This window comes from Microbacterium sp. B35-04, assembly GCF_010634885.1.
Classification (GTDB): Bacteria; Actinomycetota; Actinomycetes; order Actinomycetales; family Microbacteriaceae; genus Microbacterium.
In genome coordinates this window covers 75,060-96,740 of sequence record NZ_MWLP01000030.1, presented here as the reverse complement: position 1 = coordinate 96,740, position 21,681 = coordinate 75,060, and the positions used below count along the sequence as shown (strand labels likewise).

The 21,681-nt window shown below is 69.6% G+C and carries 18 protein-coding genes; 6 read left to right on the top strand and 12 right to left on the bottom strand.

Annotated features, from left to right (window positions below):
- Positions 1–60: 60 nt before the first annotated feature.
- On the bottom strand, positions 61–1,020 hold the full coding sequence (locus tag B1729_RS08380) for a heme o synthase (protein ID WP_163619456.1): 960 nt from the start codon (positions 1,018–1,020) through the stop codon (positions 61–63).
- A 335-nt stretch (positions 1,021–1,355) separates the two neighbouring features.
- Here B1729_RS08380 and tkt point away from each other — a divergent pair, with 335 nt between their 5' ends.
- Genes tkt through pgl form a run of 6 tightly spaced genes read left to right on the top strand, consistent with a single transcriptional unit; the run spans position 1,356 to position 9,555 of the window.
- A complete protein-coding gene (gene tkt, locus B1729_RS08375; protein ID WP_163631969.1) occupies positions 1,356–3,461 on the top strand; it encodes a transketolase in 2,106 nt (701 codons plus the stop codon).
- A gap of 18 nt (positions 3,462–3,479) precedes the next feature.
- On the top strand, positions 3,480–4,601 hold the full coding sequence (gene tal / locus B1729_RS08370) for a transaldolase (RefSeq protein ID WP_163631966.1): 1,122 nt from the start codon (positions 3,480–3,482) through the stop codon (positions 4,599–4,601).
- Positions 4,598–6,220: a glucose-6-phosphate isomerase gene (locus B1729_RS08365; protein ID WP_163631963.1), complete on the top strand. Its 1,623-nt coding sequence runs from the start codon at positions 4,598–4,600 to the stop codon at positions 6,218–6,220. Before tal ends, B1729_RS08365 begins: the two co-directional genes overlap by 4 nt.
- 15 nt (positions 6,221–6,235) lie before the next feature.
- Positions 6,236–7,786 (top strand): glucose-6-phosphate dehydrogenase, encoded by a 1,551-nt coding sequence (zwf, locus tag B1729_RS08360; RefSeq protein WP_163631960.1) that lies wholly within the window; start codon positions 6,236–6,238, stop codon positions 7,784–7,786.
- Positions 7,783–8,739, top strand: coding sequence for a glucose-6-phosphate dehydrogenase assembly protein OpcA (locus tag B1729_RS08355; protein ID WP_163619446.1), 957 nt, complete (start codon positions 7,783–7,785; stop codon positions 8,737–8,739). Before zwf ends, B1729_RS08355 begins: the two co-directional genes overlap by 4 nt.
- 36 nt (positions 8,740–8,775) lie before the next feature.
- Positions 8,776–9,555: a 6-phosphogluconolactonase gene (gene pgl, locus B1729_RS08350; protein WP_163631957.1), complete on the top strand. Its 780-nt coding sequence runs from the start codon at positions 8,776–8,778 to the stop codon at positions 9,553–9,555.
- A gap of 91 nt (positions 9,556–9,646) precedes the next feature.
- Here pgl and B1729_RS08345 read toward each other — a convergent pair whose 3' ends face one another.
- The 11 genes from B1729_RS08345 to B1729_RS08295 all read right to left on the bottom strand — a co-directional run bounded on the left by B1729_RS08345 (position 9,647) and on the right by B1729_RS08295 (position 21,658).
- The gene (locus B1729_RS08345) at positions 9,647–10,003 is read right to left on the bottom strand and encodes an RNA polymerase-binding protein RbpA (RefSeq protein WP_163619442.1); all 357 of its coding nucleotides are present in this window, start codon (positions 10,001–10,003) and stop codon (positions 9,647–9,649) included.
- Positions 10,003–10,251, bottom strand: coding sequence for a preprotein translocase subunit SecG (secG, locus tag B1729_RS08340; RefSeq protein ID WP_163619440.1), 249 nt, complete (start codon positions 10,249–10,251; stop codon positions 10,003–10,005). The genes B1729_RS08345 and secG overlap by 1 nt, the downstream gene beginning before the upstream one ends.
- A gap of 107 nt (positions 10,252–10,358) precedes the next feature.
- Complete coding sequence (tpiA, locus tag B1729_RS08335; protein WP_163631954.1) at positions 10,359–11,180, bottom strand: triose-phosphate isomerase; 822 nt, start codon at positions 11,178–11,180, stop codon at positions 10,359–10,361.
- On the bottom strand, positions 11,171–12,385 hold the full coding sequence (locus B1729_RS08330) for a phosphoglycerate kinase (protein WP_163619436.1): 1,215 nt from the start codon (positions 12,383–12,385) through the stop codon (positions 11,171–11,173). Before B1729_RS08330 ends, tpiA begins: the two co-directional genes overlap by 10 nt.
- Before the next feature lie 10 nt (positions 12,386–12,395).
- The gene (gene gap, locus B1729_RS08325) at positions 12,396–13,406 is read right to left on the bottom strand and encodes a type I glyceraldehyde-3-phosphate dehydrogenase (protein WP_163619434.1); all 1,011 of its coding nucleotides are present in this window, start codon (positions 13,404–13,406) and stop codon (positions 12,396–12,398) included.
- Between the two features lie 103 nt (positions 13,407–13,509).
- Complete coding sequence (locus B1729_RS08320) at positions 13,510–14,136, bottom strand: Fe-Mn family superoxide dismutase (RefSeq protein WP_163619433.1); 627 nt, start codon at positions 14,134–14,136, stop codon at positions 13,510–13,512.
- A 142-nt stretch (positions 14,137–14,278) separates the two neighbouring features.
- Positions 14,279–15,256 carry a DNA-binding protein WhiA gene (whiA, locus tag B1729_RS08315; RefSeq protein ID WP_163631950.1) on the bottom strand — a complete coding sequence of 326 codons (978 nt, stop codon included), beginning with the start codon at positions 15,254–15,256 and terminating at the stop codon, positions 14,279–14,281.
- Between the two features lie 67 nt (positions 15,257–15,323).
- Positions 15,324–16,205: an RNase adapter RapZ gene (rapZ, locus tag B1729_RS08310; RefSeq protein ID WP_163619430.1), complete on the bottom strand. Its 882-nt coding sequence runs from the start codon at positions 16,203–16,205 to the stop codon at positions 15,324–15,326.
- Positions 16,206–16,226: 21 nt separating this feature from the next.
- On the bottom strand, positions 16,227–18,155 hold the full coding sequence (uvrC, locus tag B1729_RS08305; RefSeq protein WP_163619428.1) for an excinuclease ABC subunit UvrC: 1,929 nt from the start codon (positions 18,153–18,155) through the stop codon (positions 16,227–16,229).
- Positions 18,156–18,160: 5 nt separating this feature from the next.
- On the bottom strand, positions 18,161–21,067 hold the full coding sequence (gene uvrA, locus B1729_RS08300; protein WP_163632079.1) for an excinuclease ABC subunit UvrA: 2,907 nt from the start codon (positions 21,065–21,067) through the stop codon (positions 18,161–18,163).
- A 177-nt stretch (positions 21,068–21,244) separates the two neighbouring features.
- Complete coding sequence (locus B1729_RS08295) at positions 21,245–21,658, bottom strand: MarR family transcriptional regulator (RefSeq protein WP_163632076.1); 414 nt, start codon at positions 21,656–21,658, stop codon at positions 21,245–21,247.
- Between the last annotated feature and the right edge of the window lie 23 nt (positions 21,659–21,681).

Sequence of the window (21,681 nt, the reverse complement as noted above, 5' to 3'; positions counted from 1 at the left end):
ATTGTGCCCCTCATCCATCCGACGAACGAGCCCCCGCCGCAATCGACAGAGGGCTCCGGATCAGAACGGCAGCAGAGGGTCGACCGCGATCGCGACGAAGAGCAGCGTCAGATACGTGATCGAGGCGTGGAACACGCGCATCGGTCGCGGCTCGGTCCCTCGCACCGCCCGGTTGTAGAGCACGTGCGACTCGTAGATGAACCAGCCGCCGAAGACCACGGCCGACACCGTGTACACCAGCCCCATGCCGGCGACGGGGATCAGCAGCAGCGAGCACACCACGGTGGCCCACGCGTACAGAATGACCTGCAGGCCGACCTGCGAACCCCCGCGGGTCGCGCCGAGCATCGGCACCTGGACGCCTTCGTACTGGTCCTTGTACTTCATCGACAGCGGCCAGTAGTGCGGCGGCGTCCAGAGGAACACGAGAGCGAACAGGATGACGGGGGGCCACGCCAGCGAACCCGTCACGGCCGTCCAGCCGATGACCACGGGGAAGCAGCCGGCGATGCCGCCCCACACGATGTTCTGCTCGGTACGGCGCTTGAGGATCATCGTGTAGATCACGACGTAGAAGAAGATCGCGACGGCCGACAGCGTCGCTGCCAGCCAGTTCGTGGTGAGCCAGAGCCACACCGTCGAGAACACCGCGAGCGACCACGCGAAGATCAGCGCGCCCCGGGGCGACACCTCACCGGTCACGAGGGGCCGGTTCACCGTGCGCTGCATATGCGCGTCGATGTCGCGGTCGAGGTACATGTTGAACGCGGCGGCTGAGCCGGCGCTGGCCGTGCCGCCGATGACGGTCGCCACGACGAGCCAGACGTCCGGGAAGCCGCCCTGCGCCAGGATCATCACCGGCACAGTCGTGACGAGCAGCAGCTCGAGCACGCGCGGCTTCATCAGCGCGACATAGGCGCGGACGGTGCGACCGAAGCCCTGCCGGGGCCGGCGGGGTGTGTCGACGGTCCCCACAGAGGTGGGGACGGCCGCAGCCCCGGCCGTCTTCGTGCTGTCCATGACCCCCGCAATCGCCGCCTGCAGATTCGCCCCAAGTCTAGGGCATCGGCGTGTCGCGCCCTGCGCCGGGGCCGCCTCCGCCGCTCCCCCGGTGCATCACATCGCCACGCCGCCCGTGGTGAGCAGAACGTGACCCCCGCGACACCGGGATGTCATCGACGGCGTCGGGGCCTTCGCAAGACTGCGTCACATACAGATCTCGCATGGCCTCGGTGGCCCACCCCTTCGCTATGCTGAGAAACACGCGCGCCCGTCGCCGATTCCCCCTTCTCCATCCGGACAAGGGCCGCGATCCGGCCACATTCTGGGCGCACCTCCTCGAGAAAGGCGGCCCGGTGTCGGAACTGCGTTGGGATGAGATCGATCGGCGCGCGGTGGACACTGCCCGCGTCCTGGCTGCGGACGCCGTGGAGAAGGTCGGCAACGGCCACCCCGGCACCGCGATGAGCCTGGCGCCGGCGGCGTACCTGCTCTACCAGCGCGTGCTGCGGCACGATCCCGCCGACACCCACTGGGTCGGTCGCGACCGGTTCATCCTGTCGGCCGGGCACTCCTCGCTCACCCAGTACGTGCAGCTCTACCTGGGCGGGTTCGGGCTCGAGCTCGACGACCTGAAGGCGCTGCGCACCTGGGGCTCGCTCACGCCCGGCCACCCGGAGTACGGGCACACCAAGGGCGTCGAGATCACGACCGGCCCGCTCGGCCAGGGCCTGGCGTCGGCCGTCGGCTTCGCGTACGCCGCCCGCTACGAGCGCGGCCTGTTCGATCCGGACGCCGCCGCCGGCACGTCGCCCTTCGACCACCACATCTACGTGATCGCCGGCGACGGCGACCTGCAGGAGGGCATCACCTCCGAGGCCTCGTCGCTCGCCGGTCACCAGGCTCTCGGCAACCTCATCGCGATCTACGACTCGAACCAGATCTCGATCGAGGACGACACCAACGTCGCCTTCACCGAGGACGTCGCGAAGCGCTACGAGGCCTACGGCTGGCAGGTGCAGGTCGTCGACTGGAAGAAGTCGGGCGAGTACGTCGAGGATGTCGCCGAGCTGTTCGCCGCGCTCGAGGCGGCGCAGGGCGAGACGGCCAAGCCGTCGCTCATCATCCTCCGCACCATCATCGGCTGGCCGTCGCCCGGCAAGCAGAACACCGGCAAGATCCACGGCTCTGCGCTGGGCGGCGACGAGCTCGCCGCGACGAAGAAGGTGCTCGGCTTCGACCCCGAGCAGTCCTTCGTCGTCGCCGACGACATCCTGGCTCACACCCGCTCGCTGAAGGACCGCGCCGCCGAGGAGCGCGCGGTCTGGCAGGAGTCGTTCGACGCCTGGGCGGCCGCGAACCCCGAGCGCAAGGCGCTGTTCGACCGCCTCGAGGCCGGCGACCTGCCCGATGATGTGGCATCCGCTCTCCCCTCGTTCGAGGCCGGCAAGGACGTCTCCACGCGCGCCGCGTCGGGCATCGTGATCAACGCCCTCGCCGCCGAGCTGCCGGAGCTGTGGGGCGGCTCCGCCGACCTCGCCGAGTCGAACCTCACGACGATCAAGGACGCGAAGTCGTTCATTCCGGCCGAGTGGTCGACCCACGAGTGGTCGGGCGACCCTTACGGCCGCGTGCTGCACTTCGGCATCCGCGAGCACGCGATGGGCGCGATCGTCAACGGCATCAAGCTGCACGGCCCGACCCGCCCGTTCGGCGGCACGTTCCTGATCTTCAGCGACTACATGCGCCCCTCGGTGCGACTCGCCGCGCTGATGGACATCCCGTCGATCTTCGTGTGGACGCACGACTCGGTCGCGCTCGGCGAGGACGGGCCCACCCACCAGCCGGTCGAGCAGCTCGCCACGCTGCGCGCCATCCCGAACTTCACCGTCGTGCGCCCGGCCGATGCGAACGAGACCTCGGCCGCATGGCTCGAGATCGTGCGTCGGCAGGGGGGACCTGTGGGCATCGCGCTCACCCGTCAGAACATCCCGGTGTTCGAGCGGGGCACGGCCGAGGCTGACGGTGACGTCTTCGCGTCGACGGACGGCGTCGCGAAGGGCGCGTACGTCCTCGCCGAGGCGCCGGGCGGCACGCCCGACGTGATCCTCATCGCGACGGGCTCCGAGGTGCAGCTCGCCGTCTCCGCCCGCGAGACGCTGGCCGCCGAGGGCGTGAACGCCCGCGTGGTGTCGGCGCCGTCGCTGGAGTGGTTCGACGAGCAGGATGCCGCCTACCGCGAGAAGGTCCTCCCCACCGCGGTGAAGGCGCGCGTGTCGGTCGAGGCCGGCTCGGCGCTCGCCTGGCGCGGCATCGTCGGCGACGCCGGCCGCTCCGTCGCGATCGACCACTTCGGTGCGTCGGCCGATTACAAGACCCTGTTCCAGAAGTTCGGCATCACCGCCGACGCCGTCGTCGAAGCCGCCCGCGCCACCATCGCGGCCGCTTCGTCGGCAGAGTAAGCACGAGGAGAAGGCAGCATGAGCACCCCCACTGAGAAGCTGGTCGCCGAGGGCGTGAGCATCTGGCTCGACGACCTGTCGCGCGAGCGCATCACGTCGGGCAATCTGACCGAGCTCATCTCGACGCGCAACGTCAGCGGCGTCACGACGAACCCGACGATCTTCCAGGGCGCCATCGGCGGCGGCGGCCACGCGTACGCCGTGCAGATCTCGGTGCTCGCCGCGGCCGGCGCGTCGGTCGACGATGCGATCTTCGCCGCGACCACCGACGACGTGCGCGACGCGGCGGACATCTTCCGCCCGGTCTACGACGCGACCGACGGCATCGACGGTCGCGTGTCGATCGAGGTCTCCCCCGACCTGGCCCACGACACCGACGCGACGATCGCGCAGGCCAAGGAGCTGTGGGCGAAGGTCGACCGCCCCAACGTGCACATCAAGATCCCCGCGACGAAGGCCGGACTGCCGGCCATCACCGCGGTGCTGGCCGAGGGCATCTCGGTCAATGTCACGCTGATCTTCAGCCTGGAGCGCTACTCCGAGGTCATCGACGCCTACCTGTCGGGGCTCGAGCAGGCCCAGGCGAACGGCCACGACATCTCGAAGATCCACTCGGTGGCGTCGTTCTTCGTCTCGCGCGTGGACACCGAGGTCGACAAGCGGCTCGTCGCCGTCGGCACCGAGGAGGCCACGGCGCTCAAGTCGCTCGCCGGCGTGGCGAACGCCCGCCTCGCGTACGAGCTGTTCGAGCAGGAGTTCGCCACCGACCGCGCGAAGGCGCTGACGGATGCCGGCGCCCACGTCCAGCGGCCGCTCTGGGCCTCGACCGGCGTCAAGGACCCCTCGCTGCCCGACACCCTCTACGTGACCGAGCTCGTCGCCCGCGGCACCGTCAACACCATGCCCGAGAAGACGCTCGAGGCGACCTTCGACCACGGCCAGATCGCCGGGGACGCGGTCACCGGCACCTACGCGGCCGCGCACGAGGTCTTCGACCGCCTCGCCGCGGTCGGCGTGGACTTCGCGGACGTGACCCAGGTGCTCGAAGACGAAGGGGTCGACAAGTTCATCGCCTCCTGGCACGACCTGCAGGGCACCGTGAAGACGGCGCTCGAGGACGCGCTCCAGGCCACCCGATGAGCTTCGACATCCATCTGAGCGGACACGTCAAGTCCGTCGTCGAGGCCACGCTGCCCGAGCTCGTCGCGAGCCTCGTGGCGTCGGGCATCACCGGCGGCGACGCGTCGCTGTGGGGTTCCGCGGCCGAGGACGAGGCGTCGCGTCGCCTCGGCTGGGTCGAGGCCGTCAGCGTCGCCCGCCCGCTCGTGCCGGAGATCCTGGCTCTCCGCGAGCGGCTGCGCGCGCGGAACGTCACGCGGATCGTGCTCGCGGGCATGGGCGGTTCGTCGCTCGCTCCCGAGGTCATCGCGCAGACCTCCGGTGTGCCGCTGGTGATCCTGGACTCCACGGCTCCCGGCCAAGTGCTGGCCGCGATCGACGGCGACTCCCAGGCCGGCGACCTCACCCGCACCGCGCTGGTCGTCTCGTCGAAGTCGGGATCGACGGTCGAGACCGATTCCGCCAAGCGCGCCTTCGAGGCCGCCTTCCGCGACCTCGGCATCGACCCCGCCGAGCGGATCATCGTCGTGACCGACCCGGGCTCGCCGCTGGACCAGGAGGCCCGCGCGGACGGCTACACCGTCTTCAACGCCGACCCGACGGTCGGCGGCCGCTACTCGGCCCTGACCGCCTTCGGGCTGGTGCCGTCGGGTCTCGCGGGCGCCGACATCTCCGAGCTCCTCGACGAGGCGGAGGCGACGCTGCTCGAGGTGTCCATCGACAGCCCCGACAACCCCGCGCTCGTGCTCGCGGCCGCGATCGCCGGCGGCCAGCCCCGCAGGGACAAGCTGGGTCTCGTCACCGACGGCACGCACATCGTGGGTCTGCCGGACTGGATCGAGCAGCTCGTCGCCGAGTCGACCGGCAAGGAGGGCACCGGCATCCTGCCCGTCGTCCTGCTGCCGGTCTCACCCGAGGTCGACACGAAGCCCGCCGACCTGCAGATCGTCCGGTTCGTCGACGAGGCGAAGCAGTTCCACCTGTTCGAGCACCACGAGGGCGAGCTGCTCGTCAGCGGCTCGCTCGGCGCGCAGCTGGTGGTCTGGGAGTACGCCACGGCGATCGCGGGACGGATGCTGGGCATCAATCCCTTCGATCAGCCCGATGTCGAGTCCGCCAAGGTCGCTGCGCGCGGCCTCCTCGACGCGCGCCCCGCACCCACCGCCCCCGCGTTCGCCGTGGAAGGCGTCGAGGTGCGCGTGTCGGAACCGGCACTCGCGGCATCCGGAACCGTCGCCGGCGTGCTCGACGCGCTGTGGGCACGACTGCCCGAGGACGGCTACGTCGCGATCCACGCCTACGTCAACCGGCTCGAGCTGTCGCAGCTCGCAGGCCTGCGCGAACTGGTCGCCGCCGACTCCGGTCGTCCCACGACGTTCGGCTGGGGACCGCGGTTCCTGCACTCGACCGGGCAGTACCACAAGGGCGGCCCCGCGAACGGCGTCTTCCTGCAGATCCTCGAGCAGTCGGACGTCGACCTCGAGATCCCTGGCCGGCCGTTCACGTTCGGCCAGCTCATCCAGGCGCAGGCCGCAGGAGATGCGGCCGTTCTCGCCGATGGCCACGGCCGACCCGTCGTGACCCTGACCCTCACCGATCCCCAGATCGAAGTGCTCTCGCTCTTCGAAGCGGCCCAGTAGGAGTTCGAGCCCCACATGACCGTCGAGATCTCGCGCGGGCACAACCCGTTGCGCGACCCCGAAGACCGTCGCCTCAACCGCATCGCCGGTCCGAGCGCGCTCGTCATCTTCGGCGTCACGGGAGACCTCTCCCGCAAGAAGCTCATGCCCGCCGTCTACGACCTCGCCAACCGCGGTCTGCTGCCTCCCGGGTTCGCGCTCGTCGGCTTCGCGCGCCGCGATTGGGCGGATCAGGACTTCGCCCAGGTCGTCTACGACGCGGTGCGCCAGCATGCGCGCACCGAGTTCCGCGACGAGACATGGCAGCAGCTGCTCCAGGGCATCCGCTTCGTGTCGGGCGAGTTCGACGACCCTGACGCGTTCCGACGCCTGAAAGAGACCGTCAACCGGCTCGACACCGAGCGCGGCACGATGGGCAACCACGCGTTCTACCTCTCGATCCCGCCCAAGGCGTTCCCGCTGGTGGCCGAGCAGCTGAAGTCGTCGGGCCTCGTCGACGACACCGCCGACCAGCCGGACCGCTGGCGGCGTGTCGTGATCGAGAAGCCGTTCGGGCACGACCAGGAGTCGGCACGGGCGCTGAACGACGTGCTCCGCTCGGCGTTCCCGACGGATTCGATCTTCCGCATCGACCACTACCTCGGCAAGGAGACGGTCCAGAACATCCTGGCCCTGCGCTTCGCCAACGAGCTGTACGAGCCGATCTGGAACCGCAACTACGTCGACCACGTGCAGATCACGATGGCCGAAGACATCGGCGTGGGCGGCCGTGCCGGCTACTACGACGGCGTCGGCGCTGCGCGCGACGTGATCCAGAACCACCTGCTGCAGCTGATGGCGCTGACGGCGATGGAGGAGCCCATCTCGTTCGACGCGAAGGACCTCCGCGCCGAGAAGGAGAAGGTGCTCGCCGCCGTCACTCTGCCGGAGGACCTCGCGCGCTCGACCGCGCGCGGTCAGTACGCGGGCGGCTGGCAGGGCGGCGAGAAGGTGCTCGGCTTCCTCGAGGAGGACGGCATGAACCCTCGCTCGACGACCGAGACGTACGCCGCCGTCACCCTCGAGGTGAACACCCGCCGCTGGGCGGGTGTGCCGTTCTACCTCCGTACCGGCAAGCGCCTCGGCCGCCGCGTCACCGAGATCGCTGTGGTCTTCAAGCGCGCGCCCGAGCTGCTGTTCTCGCGCAGCCAGACGTCGGGTCAGGGTCAGAACGCCCTGGTGATCCGTGTGCAGCCCGACGAGGGCGTCACGATCCGCTTCGGCTCGAAGGTGCCCGGTGCCGGTGCCCAGGTGCGCGACGTCACGATGGACTTCGGCTACGGGCACGCGTTCACCGAGGCGAGCCCCGAAGCCTACGAGCGCCTCATCCTCGACGTGCTGCTCGGCGACCCGCCGCTGTTCCCGCGGCACGAAGAGGTCGAGCTGTCCTGGAAGATCCTCGATCCGATCGAACAGTTCTGGGACGCCCAGGGCGGCCCGCTCGAACAGTACTCACCCGGGTCGTGGGGCCCGGAATCCGCGGACGAGATGCTCGCCCGCGACGGACGAACCTGGAGGCGGCCGTGATCGTCGATCTTCCCGACACCACTGTCAGCAAGATCTCGCGTGCGCTCGTCAACGTGCGCGAGGAGGGCGGCGCGGTCGCGCTCGGCCGCGTGCTGACCCTCGTCATCCTCACCCGTGAGGGCGCTGTCGAAGAGGTCATCGAGGCGGCGAACGACGCGTCGCGCGAGCACCCGATGCGGGTCATCGTGCTGCTGATCCCCGACGGCTACGACGCGGAGCCGCGCCTGGACGCGCAGATCCGCGTCGGCGGCGACGCCGGCGCCAGCGAGGTCGTGATGCTGCGGGCCTATGGCGACGCCGGTCACTCGAACCTCGAGAGCCTGGTGACGGGGCTCCTGCTCCCCGACGCACCCGTCGTGGTCTGGTGGCCGAACCGCACACCCGACAACATCTCGAAGACCTCCATCGGACGGATCGCGCAGCGCCGGATCACGGATGCTGCGACCAAGTCCGACCCGTCGGCCTGGGTCGCGGACCTCGGCGAGCAGTACGCCCCCGGCGACACCGACCTCGCGTGGACGCGGTTGACGCGCTGGCGCGAGCAGCTGGCCGCGATCCTGGACCAGCCGCCGTACGAGCCGGTCGTCGGCGTGCGGGTGCGTGGCGCGGCAGACTCGCCCTCGACCGCGCTCCTCGCGGCCTGGCTGCGCCTCACCCTCGACGTTCCTGTCGACTGGGCGTATCTCGACGCCGAGGAGTGGCCGCACGGCATCAAGTCCGTCGCGCTGGTGCGCCCGAGCGGCGAGGTGCTCCTGGAGCGCCCGACGCCCGGTGTGGCGATCCTCACTCAGCCGGGGCAGCCCACGCACGACCTGGCGTTCCCGCGCCGGACACTGCGCGAGTGCCTCGCCGAGGAGCTCCGTCGGCTCGATCCGGACGTCCTGTATGGTCGAGTGATCACCGAGGGCTGGCAGCTGCTCAACCCTCCGGCGACGAAGGGGACGCAGGCCTGATGGACGGTGCGCGGGTGACGGACAGGACGAAGACGGATGCCTGAGGGCTGGGCCGAGAAACGTGTCATCATCAGTTCCGATCCCGCTGCGCTCGTCGATTCCGTCGTTCCGCGCTTCCTGAGCCGGGTCGCCAAGCGCGTCGACGAGGGCAAGCTCGCCCACATCTCCCTGACGGGCGGGGTGATGGGTGCGGCCGTGCTCGCCGCAGCAGGACGCAACCCGCGTGCGGCCCGCATCGACTGGTCGCGCGTCCACTTCTGGTGGAGCGACGAGCGTTTCGTCCCCCGCGCCGACGCCGAGCGCAACGACCGCCAGGCGCGTGAAGCGTTCCTGGACGGTCTGGACATCCCGGCGGAGAACATCCACGCCATGCTCAGCACCGATGACGGCGTGGATCTGGATGCCGCCGCCACCGCATACGCCGAGGAGCTCGCCCGCTTCCCCGGCGCCGAAGGCGCGTGGCCCTCGTTCGACGTCTGCTTTCTCGGAGTCGGTCCGGATGGGCACATCGCGTCGCTGTTCCCCGACCGCGCCGAGATCCAGATCACGGATCGCTCGGTGGTCGCGGTGCGCGACTCCCCCAAGCCTCCGCCGGAGCGGATCACGATGACCCGTCCCGTCATCAACAGCTCCAAGCGGGTGTGGCTCGTGCTGTCAGGCACCGACAAGGCGGCTGCGCTCGGACTCGCCCTGGCCGGTGCCAGCTACGCGAGCGTCCCCGCCGCCGGCGCGAAGGGCCGCAAGCGCACGACGTTCTTCGTCGACCAGGCCGCCGCCTCCCAGGTGCCGCCGGAGCTCATCGACCGCGAGTACTGATACCCGCAGACGAAGAAGAGCGGATGCCTCGGCATCCGCTCTTCTCATCTGTCTGTCTGGGCTCGTCAGCCCTGCTCGTCAGCCCTGCTCGTCAGCCCTGACCGCGCCTGTCGCGCAGCTGCTGCAGCGCGTCGTCGAGGAGCGTCTCGGCTTCCTCTTCGGTGCGGCGCTCCTTCACGTACGCGAGGTGGGTCTTGTACGGCTCGGTCTTGGCGACAGCGGGAGGATTCTCCTTGTCGCGGCCGGCCGGCAGGCCGGAGTGCGGCGAGTCGATCGTCTCGGGGATCTCCTCTTCGGGGATGCCCGCCGCGAAGTAGCGGACCGTCTCGTTGCCCAGGGCGTCCCAGTACGAGATCGCCACGCGCTCGGCGTGGTAGCCATGATCCTGCTCGCCCATCGGACCGGCACCGACACGGGTGCCGCGGATCGCGTTGCCTCCGGTAGCCATCAGATGGCCTGGAACTTCGTGATCAGGCCGAGCGCCACGATGGACGCGAACCACACCAGCGAGAGCACCACGGTGAAGCGGTTGAGGTTGCGCTCTGCCAGGCCCGACGAGCCGAGAGCGGACGTCATGCCGCCGCCGAACATGTCGGAGAGGCCGCCACCGCGGCCCTTGTGGAGCAGGATGAGGAGGGTCAGCAGGAGACTCGTGATGCCGAGGAGCACCTGCAGGACGAACTCGAGGATCTGCACAGTCGTTGAAGCCTTTCGCTGCGATCGGGCGCCGGTCGCACAAGGGTCAAGTATACGTGTACGCCGGCCGGCGGTGAGGAATCCCCCGCCGCCGGCCGGCAACGGCGTCAGACGCCGACGTGCTTCTGGTAGCGGATGATCGCCGCGAACTCGTCGACGACGAGGCTCGCGCCGCCCACCAGCGCACCGTCCACATCGGGCTCGCGCATGAAGCTCGCGATGTTCGCGGCCTTCACCGACCCGCCGTAGAGCACGCGGGTGCGGGCCGCTGCATCCGGTCCGAGCTTCTCGGCGATGACCTCGCGGAGCTTCGCACAGACCTCCTGCGCCTGCTCGGGCGTCGCGGCCTGGCCGGAGCCGATCGCCCACACGGGCTCGTAGGCCACCACGATGTCGGCATCCGGCTTCACGCCTTCGAGTGCGATCTGGAGCTGGCCCACCGGCACGGCGCTGGCGCCGTGCTTCTCGAGGTCGTCCGCCGTCTCGCCCACGCAGATCACGGGGACCAGTCCGTGCTTCAGTGCTGCCTGCACCTTCGCGGCGACGAGGTCGTCGCCCTCGTGGTGGTACTCGCGGCGCTCGGAGTGGCCGATGATCACGTAGCGGTTGTCGAGCTTCGCGAGGAAGGCGCCGGAGACCTCGCCCGTGTAGGCGCCGGAGTCGTGCGACGAGATGTCCTGCGCGCCCAGGGCGAACGGGATCTTGTCGGCGTCGAGGAGGGTCTGCACGGTGCGGATGTCGGTGAACGGCGGGAAGACCGCCACCTCGACCGAGCCGTCCTCGTGCTTCGCATCCTTGAGTGTCCAATGCAGCTTCTGGACGAACGCGACCGCCTGCAGATGGTCGAGGTTCATCTTCCAGTTGCCGGCGATGAGCGGGGTGCGCCTGGTCTGCGCAGCAGCCGTTGAACCAGCGCTGTCTACTGCCATCCGAGGACCTCCAGTCCGGGGAGCTTCTTGCCCTCGAGGAACTCGAGGCTGGCGCCGCCGCCGGTCGAGATGTGACCGAAGGCGTCGTCGGTGAACCCGAGCTGGCGGACCGCCGCGGCGGAGTCTCCCCCGCCGACGACCGAAAGGCCGTCGACCTCGGTGAGCGCCTGCGCGACAGCCTTGGTGCCTGCCGCGAACGGCGCGAGCTCGAAGACGCCCATCGGGCCGTTCCAGAAGACCGTCTTCGACCCGCGGACGAGGTCCGCGAAGCGCGCCGCGGTGTCGGGGCCGATGTCGAGTCCCAGACCGGATGCCCCGAACGGCGTCTCTTCGATCTGATCGGCGCGCGTCACCACGTGCTCCGCGTCGGCGCCGAACTTCGAGGCCACCACGACGTCGGTCGGCAGCACGAGCTCCACGCCCGACTCCTCGGCGCGCCGCATGTACTCGCGCACGGTGTCGAGCTGGTCTGCCTCGAGCAGGCTCGAGCCGACCTTGTGCCCCTGGGCGGCGAGGAACGTGAAGAGCATTCCGCCGCCGATGAGCAGCCGGTCCACGCGGGGAAGCAGATGCGAGATGACGCCCAGCTTGTCGCTGACCTTCGAGCCGCCGAGGACGACCGTGTAGGGCCGCTCGGGATTCTCGGTGAGGCGATCGAGGACGTCGAGCTCGGTGGCGATCAGCAGACCGGCCGCGGACGGCAGGATCTCGGCGAGGTCGTACACCGAGGCCTGCTTGCGGTGGACCACGCCGAAGCCGTCCGAGACGAGTGCGTCACCGAGGCCGGCGAGCTGTTCGGCGAAGGCGCGGCGCTCCCCCTCGTCCTTCGCGGTCTCACCCGGGTTGAACCGGAGGTTCTCGATGACCGCGACGTCGCCGTCCTCGAGCGCCGCGACGGCCTCGTGGGCGGACTCGCCGACGGTGTCGCGGGCGAACGCGACGGGCTTGCCGAGCAGCTCCGCCAGCCGCTGTGCGACCGGGGCGAGGCTGTACTTCGCGTCCGGCGCGCCCTCGGGGCGGCCGAGGTGCGAGCAGACGACGAGCCGTGCGCCCTGATTGATCAGGGCGTTGAGCGTGGGAAGGGATGCCCGCACACGGCCATCGTCCGCAATGACCGCGTCCTTGAGGGGAACGTTGAGGTCACAGCGGACGATGACGCGCTTGCCTGCGAGCGAACCCAGCGAATCGAGGGTGCGCAGAGCCATGGGAGATCGCTTAGAGGCGCTCGGCCACGTACTCGGTGAGGTCGACGAGACGGTTGGAGTAGCCCCACTCGTTGTCGTACCAGGCCGACACCTTGACCAGGTTGCCGCTGACGTTCGTCAGCTCCGAGTCGAAGATCGACGAGTGCGGGTTCAGCTGGATGTCGCTGGAGACGATCGGGTCCTCGGTGTACTCGAGGTACCCGGCGAGGCGGCCCTCGGCGGCAGCCGCCTTGTACGCCTCGTTGACCTGCTCGACCGTGAGACCCTCGGTCGGCGTGACGATCGTCAGGTCGACGATCGAGCCCGTCGGCACCGGCACGCGGTAGGAGGAGCCGCTCAGCTTGCCGTTCAGCTCGGGCAGCACGTGGCCGATGGCCTTGGCCGCACCGGTCGACGCGGGCACGATGTTGATCGCGGCGGCGCGGGCACGGCGCAGATCGCTGTGGGGTCCGTCCTGCAGGTTCTGGTCGGCCGTGTACGCGTGAGCGGTCATCATGAAGCCGCGCTCGATGCCGAACGCGTCGTTGAAGACCTTCGCCAGGGGCGCGAGGCAGTTCGTGGTGCACGACGCGTTCGAGATGATCACGTGGTTCTCGGGGTCGTACTCGCCCTCGTTGACGCCCATGACGATGGTGACGTCGTCGCCGGTCGCAGGAGCGGAGATGAGGACCTTCTTGGCGCCGCCGGCGATGTGCTTCTTGGCGTCGTCGGCCTTGGTGAAGCGTCCCGTCGACTCGATGACGATGTCGACGCCGAGCTCGCCCCAGGGCAGGTTCGCGGGGTCGCGCTCTTCGAAGACCTTGATGGCCTTGCCGCCGACGGTGATCGAGTCGCCGTCGTACGAGACGGACTCGCTCAGCGGGCCGCCGACCGAGTCGTACTTCAGCAGGTGGGCGAGCGTCTTGTTGTCGGTGAGGTCGTTCACCGCCACGATTTCGAGGTCCGCACCCTGCGCGAGAGCCGCGCGGAGGTAGTTGCGTCCGATGCGGCCGAAGCCGTTGATGCCGATCTTGACAGTCACGGAGTTTCTCCTGAGATGTGTCGTGCGCGAGTGCGCGGTTGGTGCGATGCGAACGAGGACAACGGCGTCCCGGCGGGCAGTCCCGCCGGGACGGCCGCGCCTATTAGGACAGTACCAGCAGGCCCGAGGTCTTCTGACGGGCGGCGTCGAGACGCTGGGCCACGTTCTGCCAGTTCGCGATGTTCCAGACAGCCTTGACGTAGTCAGCCTTGACGTTGAGGTAGTCCAGGTAGAAGGCGTGCTCCCACATGTCGAGCTGGAACACCGGGATCGTGCCCTGCGCGGTGTTGCTCTGCTGGTCGAACAGCTGCTGGATGATGAGCTGCTCGCCGATCGGGTCCCAGCTGAGGACGGCCCAGCCGGAGCCCTGGATGCCGGTCGCGGCGGCGGTGAAGTGCGCCTGGAACTTGTCGAAGCCGCCGAAGAACTCGTCGATCGCGGCGCGCAGCTCGCCCTCGGGCTCTCCGCCGCCCTCGGGCGACAGGTTGGTCCAGAAGATCGAGTGGTTGACGTGCCCGCCGAGGTTGAACGCGAGGTCCTTCTCGAGCTTGTTCACGTTCGCCAGGTTGCCGGACTCACGCGCCTCGGCCAGCTGCTCCAGCGCGGTGTTCGCGCCGGTGACGTACGCCTGGTGGTGCTTGCTGTGGTGCAGCTCCATGATCTTGCCGCTGATGTGCGGGTCGAGGGCGGCGTAGTCGTAAGGGAGGTCGGGCAAGGTGTACTTCGCCATGTTCTCTTCTTCCTGTCGGCGCGCGCCGAAGTCCCCGGCGCTGCGAGGGTGACGGAATCATCCTACTGAGCGGCAACGCCTGGGCGACGGGGTTGCTTCCCACTGTGACGTGTGGAACACGGTCCCCGCGGATCGCGCGGTATCAGTCCTCGATGCCGGCGGGCACGGCCGACTCCGTGCCGGGCAGGCCCTCGATCTCGGCCTTCTTGTCGGCCATCGCGAGGAGCCGGCGGATGCGGCCGGCCACGGCATCCTTCGTCAGCGGCGGATCAGCGTGGTGTCCCAGCTCGTCCAGGCTCGCGTCGCGGTGCGCGAGGCGCAGATCGCCGGCCTGGCGGAGGTGCTCGGGCACCTCGTCGCCGAGGATGGCGAGGGCGCGCTCGACGCGCGCGCAGGCGGCCACGGCGGCCTGCGCCGAGCGACGAAGGTTGGCGTCGTCGAAGTTCACGAGCCGGTTGACGCCCGCCCGCACCTCGCGGCGCTGACGCATCTGGTCCCAGTCGGCCGCGGCGCGCATGGCGCCCATCGCGGCGAGGGCGGCACGGATCGCCTCTCCCTCGCGCACGACGACCCGCGGGATGCCGCGCACCTCGCGGGCCTTGCCTGCGATGCCGAGGCGGTGGGCCGCGCCCACGAGCGCCATCGCGGCCTCGGACGACGGGCAGGTGATCTCCAGGGCGGCGGAGCGGCCGGGGTCGGTGAGCGTGCCGGCCGCGAGGAATGCGCCCCGCCAGATCGCGGCGAGATCCCCGCGCGAGCCGGTGGTGAGCTTGTTGGGAAGCCCGCGGACGGGTCGCCGCCGCTGGTCGAGCAGGCCGGTCTGGCGGGCGAGCGTCTCGCCGCCTTCGATGACGCGCACGGCGTAGTGGCTGCCGGTGCGGGCACCCGAGCCCTGGACGTGCACGAGCTCGGGCCGCACGCCGTACAGCTCGACGAGGTCGCGGGCGGTGCGCCGGGCCAGGACGTCGGAGTCCAGTTCGGCCTCGACCGCGACGCGGTTCGCGATCGAGTGCAGGCCTCCCGAGAATCGCAGCAGCGACGTGAGCTCGGCGACCCGCGCGGTGGGGCGCGGGTCTCGCACGGTGATCAGCTCGGCCTTCACGTCAGCGGTCAGCGACACGGGACTCCTTCGCGGGTCTTTCGGGAACGACCCTCCACCCTACCGGCCGGTCCGGCCGGTGGCCGCATCACTCCCGCCCGAGATCGCGATGCGTGACACGAACGGCCACGCCGGGCACCGCGGCGAGGCGCTCAGCGAGCTCGCGCACCATCACCACCGACCGATGTTTGCCACCGGTGCATCCGACGGCGACGACCGAGTGGCTCTTGTTCTCGCGCTGGTACCCCTCGAGCACGGGTCGCAGTGCCGCGCTGTACGCGTCGAGGAAGTCGGCGGCCCCCTCCTGTGCGAGCACGTAGTCCCGCACCTCCGCGTCCTCGCCCGTGAACGGCCGCAGCTTCTCGTCCCAGAACGGGTTCGGCAGGAACCGCATGTCGGCCACGAGATCGGCGTCCGGGGGCAGGCCGTACTTGAAGCCGAAGCTCTGCAGCGTGAGCGTGTGCCGCGCCGACCCTTCCTCGGTGAACAGGTCGGCGACCTTCGTCGCCAGCTGGTGGATGTTGTACGACGACGTGTCGATGATGATGTCGGCGCCCTCGCGGACGGCGGCGAGGCGCGCACGCTCGCGACGGATGCCGTCGAGGATGGTCCCGCCGCCTTGCAGCGGGTGAGGGCGCCGCACCGCTTCGAACCGGCGGACGAGCACCTCGTCCGAGGCATCGAGGAACATGACCCGGATCTGCCGGCGGTCGCGGAGCGCCCGCATCGCAGCGGGAAGATCGGAGAACAGGTCGCGCCCGCGCACGTCGACCACGACGGCGACCCGGGGCAGCACTCCCCCGGCAAGCTCCGTCAGGTCGAGCAGCGGCTTGAGCATCTGCGGCGGCAGATTGTCGACCACGTACCAGTCGAGGTCCTCCAGCGAGTTCGCCGCGGTCGATCGCCCTGCCCCCGACATCCCCGTGACGATCAGCATTTCTCCGACGTCGTGACGCGTCGCCTCGCCCATGACCACCCCCGTCGGGCCAGCCTACCCACTGGTGACAGGAGCCGGCTCCGTCAGGTGGGCGTGAATCGCCGCCGCGAGCTTCGGCCCGACGCCCGGCAGCTCCGCGATCTCTTCGGGAGTCGCCTTGCGCAGCGCCGCGACCGAACCGAAGTGCCGCAGCAGCGCTTTGATGCGGGCTTCGCCGAGGCCCGGAATCTCGGCCAGCACGCTCTGGATGTCGCGGCGCCGCCGCTTGCGCTGGTGGGTGATCGCGAAGCGATGCGCCTCGTCGCGCAGGCGCTGCAGCAGGTACAGGGCCTCCGAGGTGCGGGGCAGGATGACCGGGTACTCCTCGCCCGGCAGCCAGACCTCCTCCAGCCGCTTGGCGATGCCGCACAGGGCGATCTCCTCGTGGCCGGCGTCGCGGAGCGCCCGGGCTGCCGCCTCGACCTGGGGCTTGCCGCCGTCGACCACCAGCAACTGCGGGCGGTAGGCGAAGCGCGGACGCCGCCGCTCGGTGACGACGGTCTCGTCGGAGGTCACGTCGGGCACGGCCGCCGTCTCGTTCTCCTCCGGGCGGTCGAGATACGCGAGCCGGCGCGTGAGCACCTGGTAGAGCGAGTCGGTGTCGTCGGTGGTCTCGGGCACGCCGAACGAGCGGTACTGGTCCTTGCGGGGCAGTCCGTCCTCGAAGACGACCATCGACGCCACGACGTTGGTGCCGCTCAGATGCGACACGTCGAAGCACTCGATGCGCAAGGGCGCCTCGGCGAGGTCGAGCGCCTCCTGGAGGTCGGTGAGCGCCTGGCTGCGGGCGACGTAGTCGCTGGTGCGCCGCGTCTTGTGGAGCATCAGCGCCTGCTGGGCGTTGAGGGTGGCGGTGCGCATGAGGTCGGCCTTGCGGCCCCTCTGCGCGACCTGGATCGTCACGCTCTTGCCTCGCCGCGTCCGCAGCCACTCCTCGAGGTCAGCCGCGTCCTCCGGCATCGACGGCACCAGCACCTGCTTCGGGATGTCGGCGCCCGCGGCGTTGCCGTACGTGCGCTGGATCACCTGATCGACGAGATCGCCGTCGGAGATGTCGATCTCCTTCTCGATCGTCGTGGCGCGCACACCGCGCACGCGGCCGCCGCGGATCACGAAATGCTGCACCGTGGCGGCGAGCTCGTCCTCGGCGATGCCGAACAGGTCGGCGTCGGTGTCAGGTGCGAGCACGAGCGCGCTCTTGTTCAGCACCGCGTCGATCGAGTGCAGGCGGTCGCGGTACACCGCGGCTGCCTCGTAGTCCATCGCCGCCGCGGCCTCGCGCATGCGCGCCGTCAGCTGTTTCGTGAAGCGCTGATCGCCACCCGACATGAAGGCGATGAAGTCGTCGACGATCGCGCGGTGCTCCTCGATCGTCACCTTCATCGAGCAGGGCCCTCCGCAGCGCCCGATCTGGCCCGGAAAGCACGGGCGGCCTGTGGCCATGGCCTTCTTGTACGACGCGTCGCTGCAGGTGCGGATCGGGAAGACCTTGATCATCAGGTCGATCGTGTCGTGCACCGCCCACACCTTCGGGTACGGACCGAAGTACTTCGCGCCGGGAATGCGGCGGTTGCGGGTCACGATCACCCGCGGCGCCTCGTCCGCGAGCGTGATCGCCATGAACGGGTAGGACTTGTCGTCCTTGTAGCGGACGTTGAACGGCGGATCGAACTCCTTGATCCACTGGTACTCGAGTTGCAGCGAGTCGACGTCGGTCGCGACGACGGTCCACTCCACCGACGCCGCGGTCGTCACCATGCGGCGGGTGCGCTCGTGGAGCGTGTGCAGCGGAGCGAAGTAGTTCGACAGGCGAGCGCGGAGGTTCTTCGCCTTGCCGACGTACAGCACGCGCCCGTCGCGATCGCGGAACCGGTAGACCCCGGGATTGGTGGGGATCTCGCCCGGATTCGGCTTGTACGGGACCGTGGGAGCGGAACGCGCCATGCCGCTCAGCCGGCCTTGCGGGCCCCGACGAGCTCCGCAGGCGCGCTCACTCCCAGCACCTCGGCGAGGAACATTCCGGTGTGGCTGTCCTCGACGCGTGCCACCTGCTCGGGAGTCCCGGTCGCGATGACCTCGCCGCCGCCGGCGCCGCCCTCGGGTCCGAGGTCGATCACCCAGTCCGAGGACTTGATCACGTCGAGGTTGTGCTCGATCACGATGACGGTGTTGCCCTTGTCGACGAGACCGTTCAGCACCTCCAGGAGCTTGCGCACATCCTCGAAGTGCAGGCCCGTCGTCGGCTCGTCGAGCACATAGATCGACCGGCCGTTGGTGCGGCGCTGCAGCTCGGTGGCGAGCTTCACACGCTGCGCCTCACCGCCCGACAGCGTCGTGGCGGACTGGCCGAGCCGCACGTACCCGAGGCCGACGTCGACGAGCGTCTTGAGGTAGCGGTGGATCGCCTGGATCGGCTCGAAGAACTCCGCCGCCTCGGCGATCGGCATCTCGAGCACCTCGGCGATGTTCTTGCCCTTGTAGTGCACCGCGAGCGTGTCGCGGTTGTACCGCTTGCCGTGGCAGACCTCGCAGTCGACGTACACGTCGGGCAGGAAGTTCATCTCGATCTTGATCGTGCCGTCACCCGAGCAGGCCTCGCAGCGTCCGCCCTTGACGTTGAAGCTGAAGCGACCCGGCTGGTAGCCGCGCACCTTCGCCTCGGGCGTCTCGCTGAAGAGGGTGCGGATGCGGTCGAACACGCCGGTGTACGTCGCGGGATTGGAGCGCGGCGTGCGGCCGATCGGCGCCTGGTCGACGTGCACCACCTTGTCGAGGTTCTCGAGACCGGTGACGCGGGTGTGCTTGCCCGCCACGCGACGCGCGCCGTTGAGACGGGTCGCGAGGACCTGATACAGGATGCCGTTGACCAGCGACGACTTGCCGGAGCCGCTCACGCCGGTCACCGCGGTGAGCACGCCGAGCGGGAAGTCGACCGTGACGTTCTTGAGGTTGTTCTCGCGCGCGCCGACGACGGTGACCTGGCGCTTCTTGTCGATCTTGCGGCGCTTCTTCGGTGTCGGAATGGCGCGCCGCCCCGACAGGTAGTCGCCGGTGATCGAGTCGCGGTCGGCGAGGAGCTCTTCGATCGGACCGGAGTGGACCACCTCGCCGCCGTTGACGCCGGCACCCGGGCCGATGTCGACGACCCAGTCCGCGGCGTGGATCGTCTCTTCGTCGTGCTCGACGACGATGAGCGTGTTGCCGAGGTCGCGCAGCGCAACCAGCGTCTCGATGAGCCGGCGGTTGTCACGCTGGTGCAGACCGATCGACGGCTCGTCGAGCACGTAGAGCACGCCGGTCAGGCCCGACCCGATCTGCGTCGCCAGCCGGATGCGCTGGGCCTCGCCGCCGGACAGCGTCGCGGCGGCGCGGCTCAGGCTGAGGTAGTCGAGGCCGACACGGATGAGGAAGTCCAGTCGCACGCGGATCTCGCGCAGCACCTGGGCAGCGATCGTGGCCTCGCGCTCGGTCAGCGTGAGCTGTGCGAAGTACTCCCGCGCCTCGCCGAGGCTCAGGCGCGAGGCATCCGCGATCGAATGCCCGTGCACCTGCACGGCCAGCACCTCAGGCTTGAGCCGGGCGCCGTCGCACACCGGGCACGGCACCTCGCGCAGGTACTCCGACCAGCGCTGACGCTGTGTGTCGGACTCGGCCTGCGTGTACTGCCGTTCGATGTAAGGCACGACGCCCTCGAAACCCGACGAATAGCGCATCTCGCGGCCGTAGCGGTTCTTCCACCGCACGGTGACCTTGTAGTTCTCGCCGCGCAGCACCGCCTCGCGGACGTCCGACGGCAGCTTCTTCCACGGCGTGTCGAGCGAGAAGCCCAGGTCGTTCGCGAGGCCCTCGAGCAGGCGCTCGTAGTACTGGAAGAGTCCCTTGCCCTGCGTCGTCCACGGGATGAGCACACCCTCGCGGATCGACAGCTCGTCGTCGGCGAGCATCAGCTCGACATCGACGGACATGCGGGTGCCGAGGCCCGAGCAGGCCGGGCAGGCGCCGAACGGCGCGTTGAACGAGAACGTGCGGGGCTCGATCTCGGTCAGCTGCAGCGGGTGGCCGTTGGGGCAGGCGAGCTTCTCGGAGAAGGACTGCCACGCGGCATCCCCCTCTTCGTCCACGAAGTTGATCTGCAACACGCCGCCCGCGAGCGACAGCGCGGTCTCGACGGAGTCGGTGACGCGATCGAGGATGCCGGGTGCCGCGACGAGACGGTCGACCACGACCGCGATGTCGTGCTTGTAGCTCTTCTTGAGCACCGGCGGCTCGGCCAGCTGGATCAGCTCGCCGTCGACGATCGCCCGGGCGTAGCCCTTCGCGCCGAGCTCCTTGAAGAGGTCGACGAACTCGCCCTTCTTCTGGGTCACCACCGGCGCGACGATCTGGTAGCGCGTGCGCTCGGGGAGCTCCACGAGCTGGTCGGCGATCTGCTGCACCGTCTGGCGCTGGATGACCTCGCCGCACTCGGGACAGTGGGGCACGCCGATGCGCGCCCACAGCAGGCGCATGTAGTCGTGGATCTCGGTGATCGTGCCGACCGTCGAGCGCGGGTTGCGGTTGGTCGACTTCTGGTCGATCGACACCGCGGGGCTCAGTCCCTCGATGAAGTCGACGTCGGGCCGGTCGACCTGGCCGAGGAACTGCCGCGCATAGGCGCTGAGCGACTCGACGTAGCGGCGCTGGCCCTCGGCGAAGATCGTGTCGAACGCGAGGCTCGACTTGCCCGAGCCGGACAGACCGGTGAAGACGACGAGCGAATCGCGTGGGATGTCGAGGTTGACGTCCTTCAGATTGTGCACGCGGGCACCGCGGACGCTCAGCTTTCCGCTGGTGCCGCCGACGGTCTTTGCGGGCAGGTTCGCGGGTAGGGCGACAGGGACGATGGGCACCAGTCAAGTGTAGGCGGGGCCTCCGACATGGGGCCTGGGAGCCGTTCGCCATGGGCGAAGACGACCATGCCCACTCCCCGGTCACGCTTCACGACTCCGTCGAGGCGCCTTCTCTGCGGCCGCATAGCGGCGGCCGTCGCAACGTCAGCGCGCGCCGGAGAAGGGCCGCAGTGCATCACGCAGGGCGAGGAGCGCATCGGCATCCGTGCCCGCGCTCGCCATCACCTGACCGGGAACGTCGAGCGCTCGCTGGCGCAGCGCCCGCCCGGCATCGGTCAGGCCCACGTCGAGAACGCGCTCATCGCCGCCGCGGCGGGCACGCGTCACGAGGCCCTGCGACTGGAGCCGCTTGACGAGCGGTGAGAGCGTGGCCGGCTCGAGCGCCAGCTCGGAGGCCAGCTCGCGCAGCGATCGGGGCGATCGCTCCCACAGGGCGAGCATGACGAGGTACTGCGGATGCGTGAGGCCGAGCGGTTCCAGGATCGGCCGGTACAGCCCCACCACGTTGCGCGCGGCCGTCACCAGTGCGAAGCAGACCTGGTTGTCGAGCGCGAGCAGGTCGTCGGCGCTGAGAGCGGCGC